Raw genomic sequence first — 19,094 nt, 5'->3', positions numbered from 1 at the left:
TGGGAGCGAGCCTGCTCGCGAAAGCAATCGCTCAGGCAACGCCAGACTAGAGGTACTTATCGGTCACAGCCCCCTCCGAAGCACTCGACACTGTCTTCGCATACTTGGCTAACACCCCACGCTTGTACTTCGATTGCGGCCGCACCCAGGACGCTTTGCGCCTGGCCAGTTCAGCATCGGACACATCCACCGTAATCTGGCGGGTTTCGGCATCGATGGTGATCCTGTCGCCGTCTTTGATCAGCGCAATCGGCCCGCCTTCAAAGGCTTCGGGCGTGATATGCCCCACTACGAAACCATGTGAACCGCCGGAAAAACGGCCGTCGGTGATCAGTGCAACATCCTTGCCCAACCCCTTGCCCATCACCGCCGAAGTGGGGGAGAGCATTTCACGCATGCCCGGCCCGCCCTTGGGCCCTTCGTAACGGATCACGATGACATCGCCGGCCTGCACTTCACCGTTGAGGATGCCGGCCAGCGCGCCTTCTTCGCCGTGGTAGACCCGCGCCGTGCCTTCAAAGCGCAGACCTTCCTTGCCGGTGATCTTGGCCACCGCGCCGGTGGGCGAAAGGTTGCCGCGCAGAATCACCAGGTGCGAATCCTTTTTGATCGGCTGGTCAAAAGGCAGGATCACGTCCTGGCCGGCGGGGTAGTCGGGCACGTTTTCGAGGTTTTGCGCCAGGGTCTTGCCGGTCACGGTCATCACATCACCGTGCAGCATGCCCGCCGCGAGCATGCGCTTCATCAACGGCTGGATGCCGCCAATGGCCACCAGCTCGCTCATCATGTATTTGCCGCTGGGACGCAGGTCGGCCACCACCGGGGAAACCTTGCCCAGTTCGACGAAGTCATCCAGGGTCAGTTCGACATCCACCGCGTGGGCCATGGCCAGCAGGTGCAACACGGCATTGGTGGAGCCGGCGAGGGCGATCACCACGCGAATGGCGTTTTCGAAGGCCTGGCGGGTCATGATGTCCCGGGGCTTGAGGTCGAGCTTGAGCAACTCCATGACCTGTTGCCCGGCGCGGAAACTGTCCGAGGCCTTGTCGCTGCCGACCGCGTCCTGGGAACTGGAACCGGGCAGGCTCATACCCAGCGCCTCGATGGCCGAAGCCATGGTGTTGGCGGTGTACATGCCGCCGCAGGAACCGGGACCGGGAATCGCCACTTCCTCGATCTGCTTGACCTGGATCTCGCTGATGTCACCGCGGGCATGCTGGCCCACGGCCTCGAACACGGAAATGATGTCGGTGTGCCCGGCACCCGGGCGAATGGTGCCGCCATAGACGAAGATCGACGGGCGATTGAGCCGCGCCATGCCGATCAGGCAGCCCGGCATGTTCTTGTCGCAACCGCCCACGGTCACCAGCCCGTCAAAGCCTTCGCAACCGGCCACCGTCTCGATGGAATCGGCAATCACCTCCCGCGACACCAGCGAATACTTCATGCCTTCGGTGCCGTTGGCGATGCCGTCGGAAATGGTGATGGTGTTGAAGATCACGCCCTTGGCGCCGGCGGCATTCGCGCCTTTTTCGGCTTCGATCGCCAGCTTGTCGATGTGCATGTTGCAGGGCGTGACCATCGCCCAGGTGGAGGCGATGCCGATCTGCGGCTTGGTGAAGTCTTCATCGGTAAAGCCCACGGCACGCAGCATGGATCGGGCCGGTGCGGCTTCGACGCCATCGACTACTTCGGAGGAATATTTGCGCAGATCGTCTTTGTCGCTCATGGCGGCTCCTCACATGTTCTTGTCGGAAAACCAGCTTCAGTATAGAGGGCCGGGCGCGACTGGCCGGACCATGCGGTCGCGAACAGACGCGCGGGTTTGCCATGTCGTGATATTCTTCGCCCCAACTTGGTTTGACCTATTCAGTTTTCCTGCCCCAAAGGCGGGCGAACAGAATCACTGTCGCTCAAGTAGCTGAAGCCAAAAAAGATAAGAAGTCAGTTCAGTAGGGACATATAACTGGGGTCGATGCAGTCAGTCGGCCTTGTGTGCCCACCCTGCGAAAGTTATGTGCGAGAGCCCGAGGCATCCTGCCTGTCATGCCGTGAATCGGGGCTCGTGAGTAAGGATCGAAGGGCGGATGACGTTTTATCATAGGTGCTACAGATGTTTAAGAAAGTGAATACAGCCCTGCTGGGGCTGGCCTTGTCGTTGGGGATCACGACAGCCCAGGCCGAAGAAGCCAAGAAGGTCGATGTGCTGCTGATCGGCGGCGGCATCATGAGTGCGACCCTGGGTGTGTGGCTCAATGAGCTGGAACCCGGCACCTCGATGCAAATGATCGAGCGCCTCGACGGCGTCGCCCTGGAAAGCTCCAACGGCTGGAACAACGCCGGTACCGGTCACTCCGCCCTGGCCGAGCTGAACTACACCCCGGAAGACGAGAACGGCAAGGTCTCGATCCCGAAAGCCGTTGAAATCAACGAAGCGTTCCAGATCTCCCGCCAGTTCTGGGCGTGGCAGGTCCAGCAAGGCGTGCTGAAAAACCCGCGTTCGTTCATCAACGCCACACCGCACATGAGCTTTGTGTGGGGCGATGACAACATCAAGTTCCTGAAAAAGCGCTACGAAGCCCTGCAAGCGAGCCCGCTGTTTGCCGGCATGCAGTACTCCGAAGACCCGGCCGTGATCAAGAAGTGGGTTCCGCTGATGATGGAAGGGCGTGACCCGAACCAGAAAATCGCGGCCACCTGGAGCCCGCTGGGTACCGACATGAACTTCGGCGAAATCACCCGCCAGTTCGTGGCTCACCTGCAAACCACGCCGAAATTCGACTTGAAGCTGTCCAGCGAAGTGCAGGACATCACCCGGAACGAAGACGGCAGCTGGCGCGTCAGCTACAAAAACCTGAAAGACGGCAGCAAAACCGAAACCGACGCCAAGTTCGTGTTCATCGGCGCCGGCGGCGGTGCCCTGCACCTGCTGCAGAAGTCGGGCATTCCTGAAGCGCGGGAATACGCAGGCTTCCCGGTGGGCGGCTCGTTCCTGGTGACCGAAAACCCGACCATTGCCGAGCAACACCTGGCCAAGGCCTACGGCAAAGCCTCCGTTGGCGCACCGCCGATGTCGGTTCCGCACCTGGACACCCGCGTGCTGGACGGCAAGCGCGTGATCCTGTTTGGCCCCTTCGCGACCTTCAGCACCAAGTTCCTGAAAGAAGGTTCGTACCTGGACCTGCTGACCACCACCACCACGCACAACGTGTGGCCAATGACCAAGGTCGGCATCAAGGAATACCCGCTGGTCGAGTACCTTGCCGGTCAGCTGATGCTGTCTGACGAAGACCGTTTGAACGCCCTGAAGGAATACTTCCCGAACGCCAAGGCCGAAGACTGGCGCCTTTGGCAAGCGGGCCAGCGCGTGCAGATCATCAAGCGTGACGAAGCCGCCGGTGGCGTGCTGAAGCTGGGCACTGAAATCGTTGCATCTGCCGACGGTTCGATTGCCGGTCTGCTGGGTGCATCGCCAGGTGCTTCGACTGCTGCACCGATCATGCTGACCGTGATCCAGAAAGTGTTCAAAGACAAGGTCGCGACCCCTGAGTGGCAAGAGAAGCTGCACAAGATCGTGCCAAGCTACGGCACCCAGCTGAACAATGACCCGGCCAAAGTGGCCGAGGAGTGGGCCTACACCGCCAAGGTGCTGGAACTGCCTGCGCCGCCGGTGATTGGTCAGGTGGCTCCTGCTGCTGAAGCGGAAAAAGCCAAGCCTGTGAAAGAGAATGCAGCGACTGATATGGCGCTGTAATTCGGTTGTCCTGCCAATGTGGTGGGGCTGACTGAACCGCAGAAAAGAAAGCCCGCTGAACCGGTGACGGTCAGCGGGCTTTTTTGTTGCCCAAACAACCATTTCTATTTTTAGCTGAAATACCTTCGGTTAGAGGGTCTTCACCTTGGAGGGACAGAAAATTTATAGACTTCTGCTGAACTGAGACCGAGAGCAAACTCAGCTGTCTAGATGCCTCAGAAAGGCCTCTCAATCTGTGTGTTGATTTTTCCTACCTTCAGATTCCCCTTTTCGCGAGAGAAAAGTAAGATGAGGCTGCCTTGTGATGGCTCAAGGTCATCATCGAATCTCATGGCAGGAAGCCTCATGAACTAAATGTATCTAGTTAAAAACATAAAATACTTAATTAATTTTTTGTAGGGGATTTATGTCTAGATTAATAGCAGTAAAATCGCACTCGCATTTTCAAGGTAATACTGGGGTTGTGATTCCTCTTATAATTGAAGAGGATGGTAAGCCTCCAAGAGAGGTATACCCAGAGGAGTTTGAAAATGGTAATAAAATATTCATAGCTGATGAGTATCAGTCTAAAATTGATGACAGTTTTAGAGAGGATGAATTATTTGTTATAAGTGCTTGGAACGAAACTGAGAAGGATGATTGGAAGACTACCACGAGCAAGCAAAGGTATATTTCGTTTAGTAATTTAATCAAGCCGCTAGAGAAAAGTTCATATTTGCCAGTTGTTGATATGGACATGCCTGATATAAGTACGGGTTCAGTGGAAACTATTCCGCATTCTGGTTTAAGTAATACTCATTTTATGATTAGGAGTGGCGGGTTCATTAGTGGGCCATTCACTGCACAGCATAATGGTTCTTCGTGGAGTGTATCGCCGGTCCTGGTCAATACACCATTGTCGTTGCAGACACATAATATTGCCCAGTATACTGAGAGTGACTTAGTTAAAAGTGGTTTGTTAATAACGACTAAGCTTAATGGTATACCACGTAGTTATCTATCGTCTCTTGAACGAGCGAAGCATGTTGAATATGACGTACAGGATTATATCTCGGATTCTGGTTTAATTACATATTATACGAAAAACGGATTTGGAAAGAATGATAAAAATAGTCTTTCAAGAACGGAGGCTGGGAAGCTTAAGGCAGCAATTGAGGCATATAAGAAAACCAATAAAGCTGTTGAAAACAACGATAGGTTGAATAGGCTTAAGGAGATTTTAGATGGCTATTTAAGCTCGGAGGGGGTAGGGCTAGAAGTAATTGATGGATATTTAAATAATACTCAAAATGGACGGGAGTTCTTAGAGAAATTTGTAAGGGAGAATAGGGATGTATTGTTAAAGGATAAGGCTGAAGAGTTAAGGAAGAGACTGGAGGAGCAAAAAGAAAGAAATGATTTGGAGTTGTCGAAACTCTCATCCGAGATTGAGCAGAGAAAACAAGAATTACGACTCGAGGAACATAAGGTTCTAGAGCAAAAAAGAATTTCCGAGAAGGAAATTGAAGAAATAAAGAAAAAAACAGCAGCTCAAATTAAAGAGGACTCCTTAAAAGGTCAGGAGGATTTAAAAGAGGAAATCAGACAGTTAGAAAAATCAAAAGACGACCTGCAGGCCAGTATTGAAGTTGCAGCTGCGGAGTTCTCTGAGCTTGTTGAAACGCTTAAGCTTCCTAAAGAAATACAACATATTCAATTCACGCTTGAAGATAGAAAGAAGCAGATTACGGAGCTCGAGCGCACCAACTATGATCTTGAGAAGCTGGTTGAGCGACAAATGGCGAAACTGTCCTCCCCTGACTTAAGTACTTTAATGCTTGAGCATAAAACAATAAGTCAAATTCTCAGTGGTCAAAAAACTACATATGAGCCAAAGATAAAGCCATATTTTCCTAAAAAGTCTTTAAAGGCGTTAGAGGATAACACTCGCGGAGATTATATAGAGTGCCTCAGGAAGCAATTAGAAGGAGAGGATGGTCGTCAGTTTAACTTTGATGAGGTTGGTAATCTCGTAATTACTTTCATGCAATCGTTTTTAACTGTACTAGCCGGTCCTCCTGGTACAGGTAAGACTTCAACAGTAAGTCGGTTGGCAAAGCACATGGGGTTGATCAATCCTGATAGCTCTGATTCTGATCAAATTAACAGGTTTCTCAATATTCCAGTTGGAAAAGGCTGGGTATCAAATCGCGATTTGATAGGTTTTTGGAATGGCTTGAAAAATATATATCAACCATCACGCTCTGGGTTATATGAGTTTATGCGTGCGGCTGAAATTGAGGATAATGAATTATCTAATGACTTCCTAAATATGGTGCTGCTTGATGAGGCTAATCTATCGAGCATCGAACACTATTGGAGTGATTTTTTAACGCTGAGTGATACGTTCAATAGTGTTGATAATAGAATAAACCTTGGGATTCAAGGTGCTGAAAACCAATATCTCTCGATACCAAAAAGTTTGCGTTTCATAGCTACAATTAATAGCGATGAAACGACAGAGAGATTATCACCAAGGTTGCTCGATAGAGCTCCGGTGGTATCTCTTTCACATGCTCAATTTTCTTTGCCAACACTTCATGAGGTTGAGCCGGTTTTTACAGGCTCCGTACCTTATAGTTCTCTTCATAAAGCGTTTAATCCAAGTGATATTACATTTGCACTAAGCGATGCTGAGGAAAGTAATCTTAAGTCAATTATCACAACACTTTCATCAGGTCATAACCGTACGGCGCCAATACATATAAGTCCCAGAAAAATTCAGTCAATTCATAAATACTGCAAGACTGCAAATGAACTTTTGTACCAGAGATACAAGGCCATGGACTTTGCTATCGCTCAACACATACTTCCAGTGATAAATGGTTATGGCAAGGGCTATAGAGATAAACTTTCTCAGCTGCATCAAAAGTTAGGAGACTACAATTATGAAGTTTCGCGCAATTTGCTGAGTGGAATTATCGAGCAAGGTGATGAGTTAACGGAGTCTTACTCATTTTTCTGAGGGGTTGATAATGCTTAAACTTGAGTTTTTATCAGGCGCTCGAAAGGGGGAGGAGGCTATTCTGAATATAGTCTCCGGCGAATTTACGTCTCGACCACAAATTCGTGAAGATGATGTTATTAAGTTCACTGCTACTCTTGATAGAGAGGCTAGAGTGAAGCTTGTCTTGCACGAAATTCAAATGTATGCAACTAGTCGCAGGGAGGAGGGTGGTAAATGGGTGTATGAGTGGTCTCCTGGCTTAGGAGAGTATTCACATCATTGCTTTTTTCAAAACTACTATGGCTTAGCTTCACTTGATTTACTAATCGAAGGTGATGAGAAGGCTGTTTCGAATAGTGATGATTTGCCTAACAGTTTATCAGCTAATTCTACGCTGATCGAATATCAAGAAATTGAAGTTCTCGCAAAAAGCGAAAATGCTACTCGTGTGGACTCCATGATTAGCTTTCTAAGCACACAAAATCCTAACCTTATAGCAAGCGTGTTTCGTGTTACTCGACTAAGAGCAGGTTTCGTCGGTGATCAAGGTCGCTCTGATACCCAGTATCTGGATAGAGTTGAGAGAAATACGAAAGACTTTGAGCGTGCGATAAGAGTTCTATCTAAAAATCCGATTCTCAAGTCGCGCGCACACACGCGTTTGGTTGTACCCAATGAACATTCTGTTCCTGATGATACGACAATTTCTTGGATAAACGACAATACCAGTGAGGTTTATCAAACAGATGATCAGTTGAATTGTTTTTTTGAGATTGATGATAAATATTATAGCGCTAACAAGATACTGGAGTCGTACGTTGATACAAGTAGTGATTGTTATGAGAATAGGGTAATTCATGGGTATGCGATCTTATTGAAGCAGGCGGTGAAGCTGATATTGGAGTCAATGAGGTCTCGAAATGTTGTGCAAGATAAAGAGCCGCCAAAAGGTTATTCTTCCTTTTTTACTCAGATTAATAAATATTCTAAAATAATAAATAAAAATAAGTTTGACCGCTGTGCGGACCTTGATCGAAGGTTGAGCGTAGTCTTGGAGAAACTAAAGAAGGTAATCCCTGTAAATAGTCTCTCTTTGAATGTTCCGTATCTTACGCCAAAGGCAAAATCAAACCCTGCATATAGAGAAGTTTTTCTACGCATGATTGAATTTATGCGCTTCGGAAAGCCTAGTTGGGATGTGAATGATGAACTGCTTTCAATCACTTCGGTTCCCAAGTTGTTCGAGTACTATTGCTTATTTATTACGAGGCAGAAAGTCGAGCAGTTTGTAATGCAGGATGGTTCTGAGGGGGCGATAATAGATGAGGGTGTGGATAATATTTCGAAATTTAGTTACAGGTTTGAGGGTTTGACAATTAGCTTGTTGTATGAGCCGTCATATTGGACTCATGGTCATCATAACTCATCTGGCGCTCAGCAGGTAAACAGTGAAGGCTGGACGCGATCTAAGCTAGAGCGGCTCAAAAATAATTCCACACCTTTGTCGGATTTCAGCATAGGGAGGCGCGGTACTACCGGTCCCCATGCGCGTCGCAGTCCCGATTTGGTAATACACGTTGAGGCGCCGCAACGTAAAACGCTTTCGATTATTATCGATGCCAAATATGCTCGCAATGAGAAAGCCTTTTTGGAGTATCTCCCAGCGTTAACTATGAAGTATGTTCATGGTATACATGAGCAAGTAACCGGTCATCAACAAGCTGTCGCTCTTATTATTATGAATCCTACTAGTGATCGAGTAGAGCGAACGCGTCATTTTCACTCTGAAAGGTATTCGATACATGGGGCGGTTCCTGTTTTTCCAGCTCTACTAGTAAGTTCTTTGGATTTTACTACGGCGGAACTTCATGCTTCTGAGTTTCATAGGAATATAAATAAAATACTAGAGCTAGTTACAGATTTACAGCGAGGTGAAATGAACGAAAAAGTGAAGCTGTCCATTGTCGCGTAGTGATAGATGAAGGTTATAATCTAGATCCGTACGAGTCACGGGAACAGAGCTTTGGCCCGGTCCGCAATAAACATACCCGCTGAACCGGTGACGGTCAGCGGGCTTTTTCATTGGGCGATATGAGTTTGATTGAACTCAACGGGGCGTTGGAAGCAATTGTCTTCATCCGGCCTTTGTGGCGAGGAATCTTGCTCGTAAAGCGCATCGTCTGATATTGGGGCCGCTGAGCAGCTCAGCTTAGCTCAGCCCAGCGCGAACAAGCTCGCTCGCCACATGAGTCCGTGGCCAGACTCAGACTTTGTGTACGACATAGATCAATTGTGGGAGCTTGATCTCGATGGGCATCACCCTCCGGACTTGCGCTTGGCAGGCCCTCTCGTTAACCTTCCCGCCGTCGCTGCCAATTCAGCGATCGGGTGTGGTAGCCCGGTGTTGTCATAGGTCCCAGAACGCCTCAGGGCGTTTTTTGCTGGCTGCTTTGTGGCGGCTGTGCATGGGAGGCTTCGGCCTGCCGGGTTCCTATGACCGGTCTACCACCCCGTGTACAGTCGTCTCCCTATTTAGCGTGGTAGCAAATGGGGAGAGGCTCACTTTCATAGGAGCTTCACTATGTTCAAGGTCACCCCGAATCCCCCGGACGCGAACGACAGCACTGATACCGATCCACTAACCCCTCCGTCCAAGCCAGCCATGGCCGAACGCCGCCCCAATCCCATCTTCACCATCGCCCCCGACGTCAACAACGAAACTCTCCTGGTTCACGCTTGCGAAACCCTGGCCTCGGCCAGTGTCATGGCCAGTGAGCTGGCGTTTATCCTCGAAGGCCCGAAATGCAATCTGGCCTTGGGCATTCAGCAGATGATTGCCCTTGCGGAGTTGTCGGTGAACCGCGTGCTGGATCACGTAGATCCGCAGGAATAGGCGAGGGCGTTATTTCGATGTGAGGCGTAGCAAAAAGCCCGCTGAACCGGTCTCGGTCAGCGGGCTTTTCAGTGCCCTTGATACTCTCTAAGGCGCTTCTCAGAGGCTTGAGCCAGAGTTGATGGGCAAGGTTTACCTTGAAACAGCCATCCAGCTTGCGCAGCCGGTGATCAGGCCAGCCGATGTGCGATTCAAACGCCGCATCGCGCCGGGTGACTGGATGGCGCCCTTGATCCTCATGCCCATCAGCACGTAAGCCAACTGGATGGTCAGGTCTATCGCAATGCCCAGGGCGGTGATCATCAGCGCCTGCGCGACGGTCAGTGATGCAAGGTCGAACGCATGGGGTAAAACCGCACCAAAGAAAATGACGGCTTTAGGATTGCTGAGGGTCAGCAGCGCACCCGCAAGCAAACCACGACTGGCGGAGCGTTGGGCGGGGGGCTGGATCGTGGTGACGTTTGCCGACCACAACTTCCAGGCGATGAACAGCAGGTAGGCCACTCCCGCCCATTTAACCGCGACAAAAACCTGTTCATAGCGTAACGCCAAGGCGGACAGACCAGTGGTCGCCAGAAGCAGCCACAAAGCGTTTCCACCCACCATCCCGGCAACGAACGGCAGGCAACTTCTGCCGCCGCGCGAGACGACCTGACCGATCAAGGCGCCTTGCGCCGGTCCCGGAATCGCGGCTGCGATAGCGAAAGGGATGATGAAAAACCAGATTGATGAAATGGCCGACATGGCACCGTTGCTCCCGATATAGAAAACGGAACAATACTGACATCACGCCTGCGGACGGTCGAGTACAGGCTGCCAGACAAAACACTCACTCGCAGAGTGAGCTTCTTCTCAGGCGATGTAGCCACTGACCCCGTCCCACGAAAACTTCATTGCCGTAACGCCGAGCAGGCCATAACGGCCGCCCCGACTCGGGTATTCGAGAATAGCCAAGGAGCAAACAGCACTTTGTTGTTGTCGACTGATTAGCAAGCAAAGGTGGGATGCTTTTTGTCACCCCGCTTGCCGCCACATTTTCAGGCTTGAGAGGTGAAAAATATGAACAGCATCATCTACATCGTCGGTTTGGTTGTGATCGTCGCGGTTGTCCTGTCATTCCTCGGATTTGCCTAAGATTGACGTTCCTAACGGAATAACAGCCGTTCTCGGGGATCTGTAGGCGTTAGCTTGCTCGCGAAAAATCCCCGAGCTCCGATGGCCGTCTGGTTTTACGCGTTATCGTTCACGATCATCGCGAGCAAGCTCGCTCCTACAAAAGGTAGATAGGGGTGTTGTTTCGATGAAAAAGCCTGCTGAACCGTTACCGGTCAGCGGGTTTTTTCATGCTCAGTTTCCATCTGATCCGTATTTTCCAGCGCTTTCTGCCTCTGTAATGCACTCAGTTTGCGCCGCACAATAATGGCAAGTTCCGCAGCTTTGGCAGCGGTGCACCGCAAACTCAACGTGTAGGGGGCCTTATGGGCAAGATGGCGATTTTTCTGGGTGGCTTTCTGGTGCTGACCATTTTGATTGGCGTGTTGGCGACCATTTCGCCGGCGTGAGGGGAAGGGCGGTGCAGGGGTTGAAAGCTGTCTATGATTGATTGACCGGGATTGATATTGCCTCTGTGCATTCACTTCTTGAGGTCAACATGTCTTTAACCCTTTTGCTGCGTTGCAGCGATCTGAACAGCACGCGCCGGTATTACCACGATAACTTGGGCTTCACTGCAGTCGAGTCGGCGGAGTCGACCCTGACTGTGTTGTTGCAGGATTGCCGGATCACGTTCACCCAGCAGGACCTGTGGGGCAGTCCCATGGGGTGTTCGGGCACGATTTACTGTGCGATCAAGCAGGTGGATCGATATTACGAGGCTGTGAAGGACAAGGCCGAGATTGCCTGGCCGCTGCAGGACATGCCGTATGGCTCGCGAGAGTTTGGTGTGCGCGATTGCAATGGTTATTACCTTGCGTTTGCGCAGCTTTCGGATGTTGGCCGGGAAGAGGTTTCTCCGTAGTCAGGAAGTAGACTGATCGGGGTTATGCAGTGACTGGCAGGGCCTCTTCGCGGGCAAGCCGCGCTCCCACAGGTTTTGCGGCGTTTGCACTACGGTAGTTCGGCACAGAACCTGTGGGAGCGTGGCTTGTCGGATCGCCGCGAAGGCGGCCTTCCGGTGCCCCGATTCAATGTCTCTGCGCGATCTGGATCAAATTACCGCAGGTGTCGTCGAACACTGCGGTGGTCACCGGCCCCATGGCTGTCGGCGGCTGGGTGAAGTGCACGCCAGCGGCGCTGAGCCTTGCGTACTCGGCGTGCACGTCATCGACCCCGAAAGACGTGTAGGGAATCCCGTCCTGTTTCACCGCCGATTTGAACGGCTTCGCTGCTGGATGGTCGTCCGGTTCCAACAGTAATTCGACACCGTCGGGATCGCCCGGTGAAGTGAGGGTCAGCCAGCGAAACTGGCCCATCGGGATGTCATGCTTGAGTTCGAAGCCGAGTACGTCTCGGTAGAAGGCCAGGGCCTTGGCCTGGTCGTCCACCATCACGCTGGTCACTACGATTTTCATGGGACGGTCCTCCCATCACGCTCACCTGCAATGACCATAGACCTTGATCACGGACGAATCAGCCACCGAAAGATTTGGAAACAGTGCATTCCGTCGACTTGATATCGGGCGATCAAACACGCTGCTTAACTGAGCAGTGCGTTTTTTGATCACAACTCCAGCGGGTTGAATATCGGGGGAATACGCAATGGCTGACAAATTCCGAGTGCTGTTTGTCTGTGCCAGAAATGACGTCCGTTCAGTGTTGGCCGAGGCGTTGCTTCGCCACACGGATTCATCACACTTCGAAGCGTTCAGTGCCGGCCTTGAACCCACAGAGATTGACGCCCGGACACTGGAAGCTCTCGAACACACCGGCATAGAGACCTACGGCCTGTGCAGCAAATCGATCGATGAGTTTGAGGGGCAGGACTTCGATTTCGTCATCACCCTGTGTGACAAGTCTTCCGGGGAAGGCTCACGGATACCAGCCTCCGGTGAGGTGATCGTGTGGAACTTTGAAGACCCTACTACCAGTGAGCGGCATGAACCCTTTCGTCATGCGCTCCAGGAGATTCACGACCGCATAAAGATGTTCGTTACCGTGAAAACCAGGCAGTGAGCATGAGTGACGACGTGGTCCTTCCCCCAAGGAGCGTGAACAATGAAGATCAGGTATCTATCGGTCGCCCTCTGCACGTTCCTGATATTGAACAGCGTTTGCCGGGCGGACACGCTGGCGGTCCCAGGCTCTATCCGGTTCGAGGGCGGCATCGTCGAACGCAGCTGCCGTTCAAGCCTGGGTACAGATCTCACGCTGGCGCTGAGCACCTGTCCTGCTGCCGTCCGAGGCACCGTTCTTAAAGTGAATGACGTAGATCCGCTCACTGCTCGTGCCGATATAACGGTCAAACTGTTCGCCGACAATGACCAGGGTCGCTACTACGACCGGCAATACCGGTTGGTGGATGGTGCAGGCGCGCTAGTGCAGGCCGGGAATTACCTGATCACAATGACCTTGCCCTGACCGTGAGCGTAAAATCCCCCGCAAGCCAACCAGTATCTGAGCCCTCATGCCTGCACACATTCGCCTGGCGGTATCCGACGATGCGCAGTCGTTACCCCGTATCGAGCGTTCCGCTGCTCAAGCCTTCCATGGGATTGCTGAATTGAGTTGGCTGGCAGACGCCCCCGTCATGACCGTTGATCGTCACCGGGCATTGATCGCGCAATCGACCTGTTGGATTGCGGTGGATACTCAAGAGCAGCCTCAAGGTTTCCTGAGTGCCGAACGGCAAGGCAGCGATCTTCATATCCATGAATTATCGGTCAGCCAGCCAATGCAGGGCCATGGTTTGGGGCGAAAGCTGCTGGAAGCCGCGATGGAGCATGCGCGCTCAAACCAACTGCACTGCGTGACGCTGACAACCTTTACACAGGTCCCATGGAACGCTCCCTTTTATCAACGGCTAGGGTTTGAGCAGCACACCGGGGCAACATTGGACGAGCGTTTGGCAGAAATCCTGGCGCGGGAGTACGCCTGCGGTTTTGAGGCAGGTAGCCGATGCGCTATGTCATGGCAGGTGATTGGCGATTCGGTCGAAGAGCCTGGAACCAAAGAGGTCGTTCCGGAAAAACCGGACAATCCGCGCTAGTTTTTACACTCCGCCAACACCACCTGGCAGGTATCCGGCGTACCACCGGATCGGCCGGCGTAGCGTATGCAGTTATTCAGGGATTTTTGCCGGGCGATGCTCAAGGTGGCGCCCCAGGCCAGGCCGCCCTCGCCAGCAGTGGGTAGCGCTTTCGCGTAGCAGTTGGAACCTATGCTTGGGGTGGCAGCGTAGGTGGCAGGCTGCTTGGCTGCACAGCCTGCGATCAGCACCAGGTTGATGGCGAGCAGGGCGGGCAGGAGCCATGACGAACATTGGCGCGCTGATTTGCCGGTCATCCCGCTTCCCCTGCCGCAAGCGGCGTGTTGGTGGTCGTGTCCCCATCAGCTTAGACGGCGTTGCACCTTCCCTGGGTGCCGTTGGGCAGACGGGTTGGCGGCCGGATCAAGGTTATTGCGTCTGATCGACGCTCACTTCCTTCCAGCTGTCATCGGGATCAAACCGCTTCATTGATTCCGCCACTTTGCTGCCGCCAGGTCCCAGGTCTTTCTCGAAGATCTGTCCTTCATGACTGATCATGAAACTCATCACGCCGGTGTCATCGAATTTTGCCGGCCAGGCGATCATTGCAAAGCCACGGCTCATTTTGTCGCCGATGAGGTAGCTGTAGGCGCCACCCGGCGCCGATGGGCCTTGTCCCTTGAGGATGCGGAAGTGGTAACCATGCCAGTCTTCGCCGGCAACGGCCTTGCCGAACAAAGGGCCCAGCGGGCTGATTTGACCGCTGTCGTCTTCCGCCCAGTACAGCCCGTCGTGCTTGCCGGGCGTGCTGAAGATTTGCTGGGCATATTCGAGTGCGCCGTCTCCGTCACGATCCACTGACGCATAGTCCATCTGGGCGTCGTGATAGGTCAGCTCCGCTTGCATCGCGGAGAGTTCGTTGCTGCCGATGCGACGTGCCCGGACTTCAGCGCTGCCGGCCTTGATGTCGAAACGCCAACCGTCCGCGGTTTTTTTCATGGGGATCGGCAGCGTCCAGTCGTCCTTGCCGACAGACAGGATGGCCTCGCGGTCGTTGGGTTTTTCGATGCGATGTTGCTCGTGGTACAGCTTTAAAAACGCCTCCACATCACTGCGCTCCATGCCGCTTCGCGGGATGAAACTGCGCCATTGTTCACCCAGCAGCTCTGTCAGGCGGGCCTGATCGGCTTTTTTCTTGCCCAGGGCGTCGACGAACGCTTGAGCGGCCTTTTCCGGTGTTGGAAATGACTGCTGCGCGGTAACGATGCACGTCCATGCCAAGCCGGTAACGAGCGCCAGGGCTGGGGGGAGCACGCCCATGAGTGCTTTGACTCGAGAATGTTTTTTCACCGACGACCTCCTCCTCTTTGGCGCATGCCTCCACCGGATGGCCTGCTGATCTGATGGCCGGAAGATCGCGCGGCGCTGGTCCGCTGGGCAGAGGCCTGGCTGGCCCGGCCACGGAAGGCTTCCGTATTGCTGCGAGACGGTGAACGCGCACCGGCGAAGGCATTGTTGCGGGCGCTTCCGGGGCTGGCGGCCGGTCGTTTTTGCTGGCGTACCTGCGAGAGATCCTGTCGACGTTGATTCGTCTGGGCGGTCTGTCTCCGGGGCTGCTGATTCTCCCGAATGTTTCTGTTCGTGCCCTGGCCCCTGTCTGCCGCCCTCGGTCTGTCCGCACCGGCTTGCATGCGATTGCCGACCGAGGGGGCGGACTCGGCTCTGCGGGCTTGCTCACGGGCCTGGCGATTGCTGGTGGCCGGCCGTTCGATGCCGGCCCTGTCCATGGAACTGCGCGCTTTTTCACGAGCTTGGGCACGTTGAGCGGTATCGCCTCGAAAGGCTTCCCGCTGCCTGGCGCCATCCAGTTGTCGGCCGAATTGCTCGCGGCTGCGGTTGTCTCGATAGGGCACGCCATCACGATGAACGGAGTTGTGCTGCCATTTGTTCTGATTTCTGTTGATCTGGGTGTTGCGGTTGATGTTGTTGTAGCGGTCGACATCGATGTCAATGTCGTTATCGCCCCAGTCACATTCCCCCCACAACGACGCGACGATGGCCACACCGGTGCCGAACGCCAGCCCGGCCACCAAGGCCTGGCCGGGGTAATAGGCGGGTGGCGGTGGGTAGTACACCGGCGGCGATGCAGGATAGGCCCAGGTGCCGTAAACCGTGGTCGGGTTGTAGGTGGGGACGTACACCACCTGCGGATCGGCCGGCTGAATAATGATGGTCGAACTGCTACTGGCAGGGGGCGGAGCAGCAGGCGTGGTTGCCGGTGCGGGTGCGGGGGCCGCGGCGTTCTCAATGGTCACGTTCTGATACTGGTTGCTCTGCAGGTTGCCGGCTGCTTGCGCCTGGCGACGCAAGCGTTGCACGCCGTTCATGAGATCGTCGGGTTGCGCCAGGAAAGCATCGCCCAGGCGCTGTACCCAAACGGGGTCCTGACCCAGCGTGACCAGGACCTGCGGAAAGGCGACCAAGGCCTGAACGCTCGGATCCCAGGTCTGGTTCGCCACTTGTTTGACCGCATCATCGCCCTTGGCATCCGGGTGTGCCTTGGACCAGGTCACTGCCTCGGCGACTTCCCCCGGGTACGTGGTGGCCATCAGCACTTGTGCCAGCAGCGGGTCTGGATACAGCGCAATGGGCGCCAGCATTTGATCCAGCTGTTCCTCCGTAAACACGGCATCTTTGGCCGCTGCCGCGACAGGCGCGGCAGCGACTGCGGGTGCAGGCGCATCCGGAGGTTGGGCGAGGCAAGGAGATCCACCAAGAAACAGTACAGCTGACATCGCGTAAAACAGTGAAATACGCATTGCCTCATCCCCGTGTGGCCAGGCAGTCCTTGAAAGAACGGGATCAATGTCAGGAAGGGAAAACAGCCAGCCTCGATGACCCTGATTAAGGGTAGCAAATAGATTTTGTTACCCCGATTTCAGTGCGGTTTTTTTTGTGCTGGGACCGCCTGAAAATGCCCAGGCATAAGATTCGTTGCGAATAGTGCTCATCGCCTTCCGTAATATGTGCGGGTCGTATTAGTGAGGGCGGAAAAGATGAGCGTTGGTATCGATGATGGTTTGTACGATTTCCACCGTTCCGTTGATGGCGAACTGAGCCCCCATGCAGACAAGCAAGAAACCCATCAGGCGTGAGATGGCATCAATACCGGATTCGCCCGTTACTTTCATGACCACGCCTGAACCACGCAAACATAACCAAAGGATAAGGGCGGTAAACAGAAAGATTAACGGAGGGGCGGTCAATAACACCCAGGCCGGGAACAGCGTGCTGTGTTTGATCGTGGCAGCGGAGCTAATGATCATCGCGATGGTCCCGGGGCCGGCCGTACTGGGCATGGCCAGAGGGATGAAGGCGAAACTGGCTTTTTCGTTGACGTTGACCGCAGAAGGGGTGCGAGGAGGCTGGGGAAAAAGCATCTTCAAACCCATGATGACAAGAATCCCGCCGCCTGCCATGCGCAAGCCCGGTATGGAAATATTGAAAGCATCCATCACGAACTCACCGATGTAATAGGTCAGTGTCATGATGAGAAAGACATAGAGAGAAGTGAGGAGCGCTTGTTCGTTTTTTTCCTTTTGACTAAGTCCCTTACTCAGGGCGAGAAACAATGCCACTGTCGTGGGGGGATTCGTCAGTGGCAATAGCGCCAGTAATCCGAGTGCGATGGCGTTAAATAGATCGGTCATCTTGTATTTTCCTGAAAGTTGTCGATGCACTCCATTTGAAGTTTCAGATGTCGTTGTCGAGTCGAATTGCGCCCACGCCAAAGCATAGCCATTGATTGCCAATGTGCCCGATCACTGTATCCGCATGGGTTGGCGGCAGGCCTATGTCGCGAAGGGCGGGGTATCGATACCCCGCCCAAACACCGCGACCGGTTCTTGCGTTATGACAGGCGCGACTCGGGTGTCTCGCTGCTCAAGCACGCCGCGGTGACACCCAGGCGCGAGAACACCAGCCACACGAAGAGCAGCACACTGCAGCCAACGAGGATGGAGGCGCCGGCAATCAATGGCTCGACTGCCGGGAAGCCCTTGAGGCGCAATGTCAGTGCGCCGAGCATCACCGGGACGCCCAGGTTGTACATCCAGAACTGTGCCGCGGCTGCGCGCCCTTCGGTGATGGATGGATGCACGGTGCCGACGAGTCCGAACAGTGCCATCGACACCCATCCCAACAGATTGATGTGGGCATGCACCGCGAAGAGCGAGTGATCGCCGGACGCGCCCATCGCCACACCCAGCAGCACTCCGGTGGCAAAGTAGAGGGCCGCGAGCCGAAACCAGGTCCGCGAAAGAGGGTTGTGATTCATGGCATTCACCTCATGCGCCCCGAGGCGCGTTCAGTTGTTGAAACGATCTGAAGTCGTTATGCCAGTGGCACATCCCGTGACATCGTGCCCGATGGCGTCGACTTGTTGTTGATTGCCTATCCTGTGCCTATTATGAGACTCATGTCTCATTACAAGACGGAGTATCATAGATTCCATGACTCCCAAAAAGTCAATTCCGCCGAGTGGTCACGACGATCCGCAAGGTCGCGTTAACCAGCGACTGCGAACGCGGCAGGCGCTCATCGATGCCGCCATTGCCATGCGCGACGAGGGGCAAAATCCAACGGTTGCGCAAGTGGCCGAGCGGGCGATGGTGTCGCGTGCCACGGCGTATCGCTACTTCCCCTCGATGGAGGCGTTGATCAGCGAGACGGCGGCCGATCGCGACATGCAACCGCTGGAGCGCATCTGGCGGCCGGGAGACGATCCGGTGAAAGGGATTGGCCTGGCGGCCAATGCGTTGAACAAACTCTTGATCGATGACGAGATCGGCCTGCACGTGATGGAGCGTTCGTTCATGACGGTGTGGCTCGAAAACGAGGCCCACGAGATGCCCCTGCGGCCTGGCCGACGCATGAGCTACATCGAGCCGATTGTCGACTCGCTGAAGGACGTGCTCTCACCCCGGGCGCGGAAACGACTGAAGCAGGCGCTGTCGATTGTCATGGGGACCGAAGCTTTGATCGCCGTGCGCGATGTTGGCGGCGCGAGCCTCGAAGAATCACTGAGTGCTGCGGCCTGGGCGGCTCGGGCGCTGGTGCGTCAGGCACTGGTAGAGGATGAACAGGCGCGACGAAAGCGCAACGCGGCGCCTGGAAGCGAACGACCCACTGCGTAGCATCGGAACGAAGCCAATCCCTTGTGGAAGCGAGCCTGCTCGCGAAAGGGCCGTGTCAGCCTACATCAATGGCGGCTGCCAGA

General features: G+C 54.0%; 17 protein-coding genes. 9 read left to right on the top strand and 8 right to left on the bottom strand.

Annotated elements, in window-relative coordinates:
• Nucleotides 1–46 precede the first annotated feature (46 nt).
• Nucleotides 47–1,729, bottom strand: a complete 1,683-nt coding sequence (ilvD, locus tag HNQ83_RS23895; protein WP_175391220.1) for a dihydroxy-acid dehydratase — start codon at nt 1,727–1,729, stop codon at nt 47–49.
• A gap of 384 nt (nt 1,730–2,113) precedes the next feature.
• Between ilvD and mqo the strand changes: the two genes are divergently transcribed.
• From mqo to HNQ83_RS23875, 4 genes are all read left to right on the top strand, one after another.
• Nucleotides 2,114–3,754 carry a malate dehydrogenase (quinone) gene (gene mqo, locus HNQ83_RS23890; protein WP_175391219.1) on the top strand — a complete coding sequence of 547 codons (1,641 nt, stop codon included), beginning with the start codon at nt 2,114–2,116 and terminating at the stop codon, nt 3,752–3,754.
• A gap of 406 nt (nt 3,755–4,160) precedes the next feature.
• Nucleotides 4,161–6,758, top strand: coding sequence for a hypothetical protein (locus HNQ83_RS23885; RefSeq protein ID WP_175391218.1), 2,598 nt, complete (start codon nt 4,161–4,163; stop codon nt 6,756–6,758).
• 10 nt (nt 6,759–6,768) lie between these two features.
• On the top strand, nt 6,769–8,712 hold the full coding sequence (locus HNQ83_RS23880) for a DUF2357 domain-containing protein (RefSeq protein ID WP_175391217.1): 1,944 nt from the start codon (nt 6,769–6,771) through the stop codon (nt 8,710–8,712).
• Nucleotides 8,713–9,321: 609 nt separating this feature from the next.
• Entirely contained in the window at nt 9,322–9,633 is a 312-nt protein-coding gene (locus HNQ83_RS23875; protein ID WP_175391216.1) for a DUF6124 family protein, read from the top strand.
• A 132-nt stretch (nt 9,634–9,765) separates the two neighbouring features.
• On the opposite strand, the gene HNQ83_RS23870 is transcribed toward HNQ83_RS23875, so the two are convergent.
• Nucleotides 9,766–10,377 carry a LysE family translocator gene (locus tag HNQ83_RS23870; protein WP_175391215.1) on the bottom strand — a complete coding sequence of 204 codons (612 nt, stop codon included), beginning with the start codon at nt 10,375–10,377 and terminating at the stop codon, nt 9,766–9,768.
• A 907-nt stretch (nt 10,378–11,284) separates the two neighbouring features.
• Here HNQ83_RS23870 and HNQ83_RS23865 point away from each other — a divergent pair.
• Nucleotides 11,285–11,650: a VOC family protein gene (locus HNQ83_RS23865; RefSeq protein ID WP_175391214.1), complete on the top strand. Its 366-nt coding sequence runs from the start codon at nt 11,285–11,287 to the stop codon at nt 11,648–11,650.
• A 166-nt stretch (nt 11,651–11,816) separates the two neighbouring features.
• On the opposite strand, the gene HNQ83_RS23860 is transcribed toward HNQ83_RS23865, so the two are convergent.
• A complete protein-coding gene (locus HNQ83_RS23860; protein WP_175391213.1) occupies nt 11,817–12,203 on the bottom strand; it encodes a VOC family protein in 387 nt (128 codons plus the stop codon).
• Nucleotides 12,204–12,390: 187 nt separating this feature from the next.
• Here HNQ83_RS23860 and HNQ83_RS23855 point away from each other — a divergent pair, with 187 nt between their 5' ends.
• From HNQ83_RS23855 to HNQ83_RS23845, 3 genes are read left to right on the top strand one after another with little or no spacing between them, the layout of a single operon-like run.
• The gene (locus HNQ83_RS23855; RefSeq protein ID WP_175391212.1) at nt 12,391–12,804 is read left to right on the top strand and encodes an arsenate reductase ArsC; all 414 of its coding nucleotides are present in this window, start codon (nt 12,391–12,393) and stop codon (nt 12,802–12,804) included.
• Between the two features lie 42 nt (nt 12,805–12,846).
• A complete protein-coding gene (locus HNQ83_RS23850) occupies nt 12,847–13,209 on the top strand; it encodes a type 1 fimbrial protein (protein WP_175391211.1) in 363 nt (120 codons plus the stop codon).
• 46 nt (nt 13,210–13,255) lie between these two features.
• The gene (locus HNQ83_RS23845) at nt 13,256–13,837 is read left to right on the top strand and encodes a GNAT family N-acetyltransferase (protein ID WP_175391210.1); all 582 of its coding nucleotides are present in this window, start codon (nt 13,256–13,258) and stop codon (nt 13,835–13,837) included.
• On the opposite strand, the gene HNQ83_RS23840 is transcribed toward HNQ83_RS23845, so the two are convergent.
• From HNQ83_RS23840 to HNQ83_RS23820, 5 genes are all read right to left on the bottom strand, one after another.
• Nucleotides 13,834–14,133 (bottom strand): hypothetical protein, encoded by a 300-nt coding sequence (locus HNQ83_RS23840; protein ID WP_175391209.1) that lies wholly within the window; start codon nt 14,131–14,133, stop codon nt 13,834–13,836. The two genes, HNQ83_RS23845 and HNQ83_RS23840, sit on opposite strands and share 4 nt — an antisense overlap.
• Nucleotides 14,134–14,245: 112 nt before the next feature.
• On the bottom strand, nt 14,246–15,136 hold the full coding sequence (locus tag HNQ83_RS23835; protein ID WP_175391208.1) for a DUF2950 domain-containing protein: 891 nt from the start codon (nt 15,134–15,136) through the stop codon (nt 14,246–14,248).
• A 26-nt stretch (nt 15,137–15,162) separates the two neighbouring features.
• Nucleotides 15,163–16,635, bottom strand: coding sequence for a DUF3300 domain-containing protein (locus tag HNQ83_RS23830; RefSeq protein WP_175391207.1), 1,473 nt, complete (start codon nt 16,633–16,635; stop codon nt 15,163–15,165).
• 219 nt (nt 16,636–16,854) lie between these two features.
• Complete coding sequence (locus tag HNQ83_RS23825) at nt 16,855–17,526, bottom strand: MarC family NAAT transporter (protein ID WP_175391206.1); 672 nt, start codon at nt 17,524–17,526, stop codon at nt 16,855–16,857.
• A 200-nt stretch (nt 17,527–17,726) separates the two neighbouring features.
• On the bottom strand, nt 17,727–18,152 hold the full coding sequence (locus HNQ83_RS23820) for a hypothetical protein (protein WP_175391205.1): 426 nt from the start codon (nt 18,150–18,152) through the stop codon (nt 17,727–17,729).
• A 175-nt stretch (nt 18,153–18,327) separates the two neighbouring features.
• Between HNQ83_RS23820 and HNQ83_RS23815 the strand changes: the two genes are divergently transcribed.
• On the top strand, nt 18,328–19,011 hold the full coding sequence (locus HNQ83_RS23815; protein ID WP_175391204.1) for a TetR/AcrR family transcriptional regulator: 684 nt from the start codon (nt 18,328–18,330) through the stop codon (nt 19,009–19,011).
• Nucleotides 19,012–19,094 lie beyond the last annotated feature (83 nt).

This window comes from Pseudomonas sp. C2B4, assembly GCF_013359695.1.
In the GTDB taxonomy this organism is placed as follows: Bacteria; Pseudomonadota; Gammaproteobacteria; order Pseudomonadales; family Pseudomonadaceae; genus Aquipseudomonas.
This window is presented reverse-complemented; position numbering and strand designations above follow the sequence as displayed.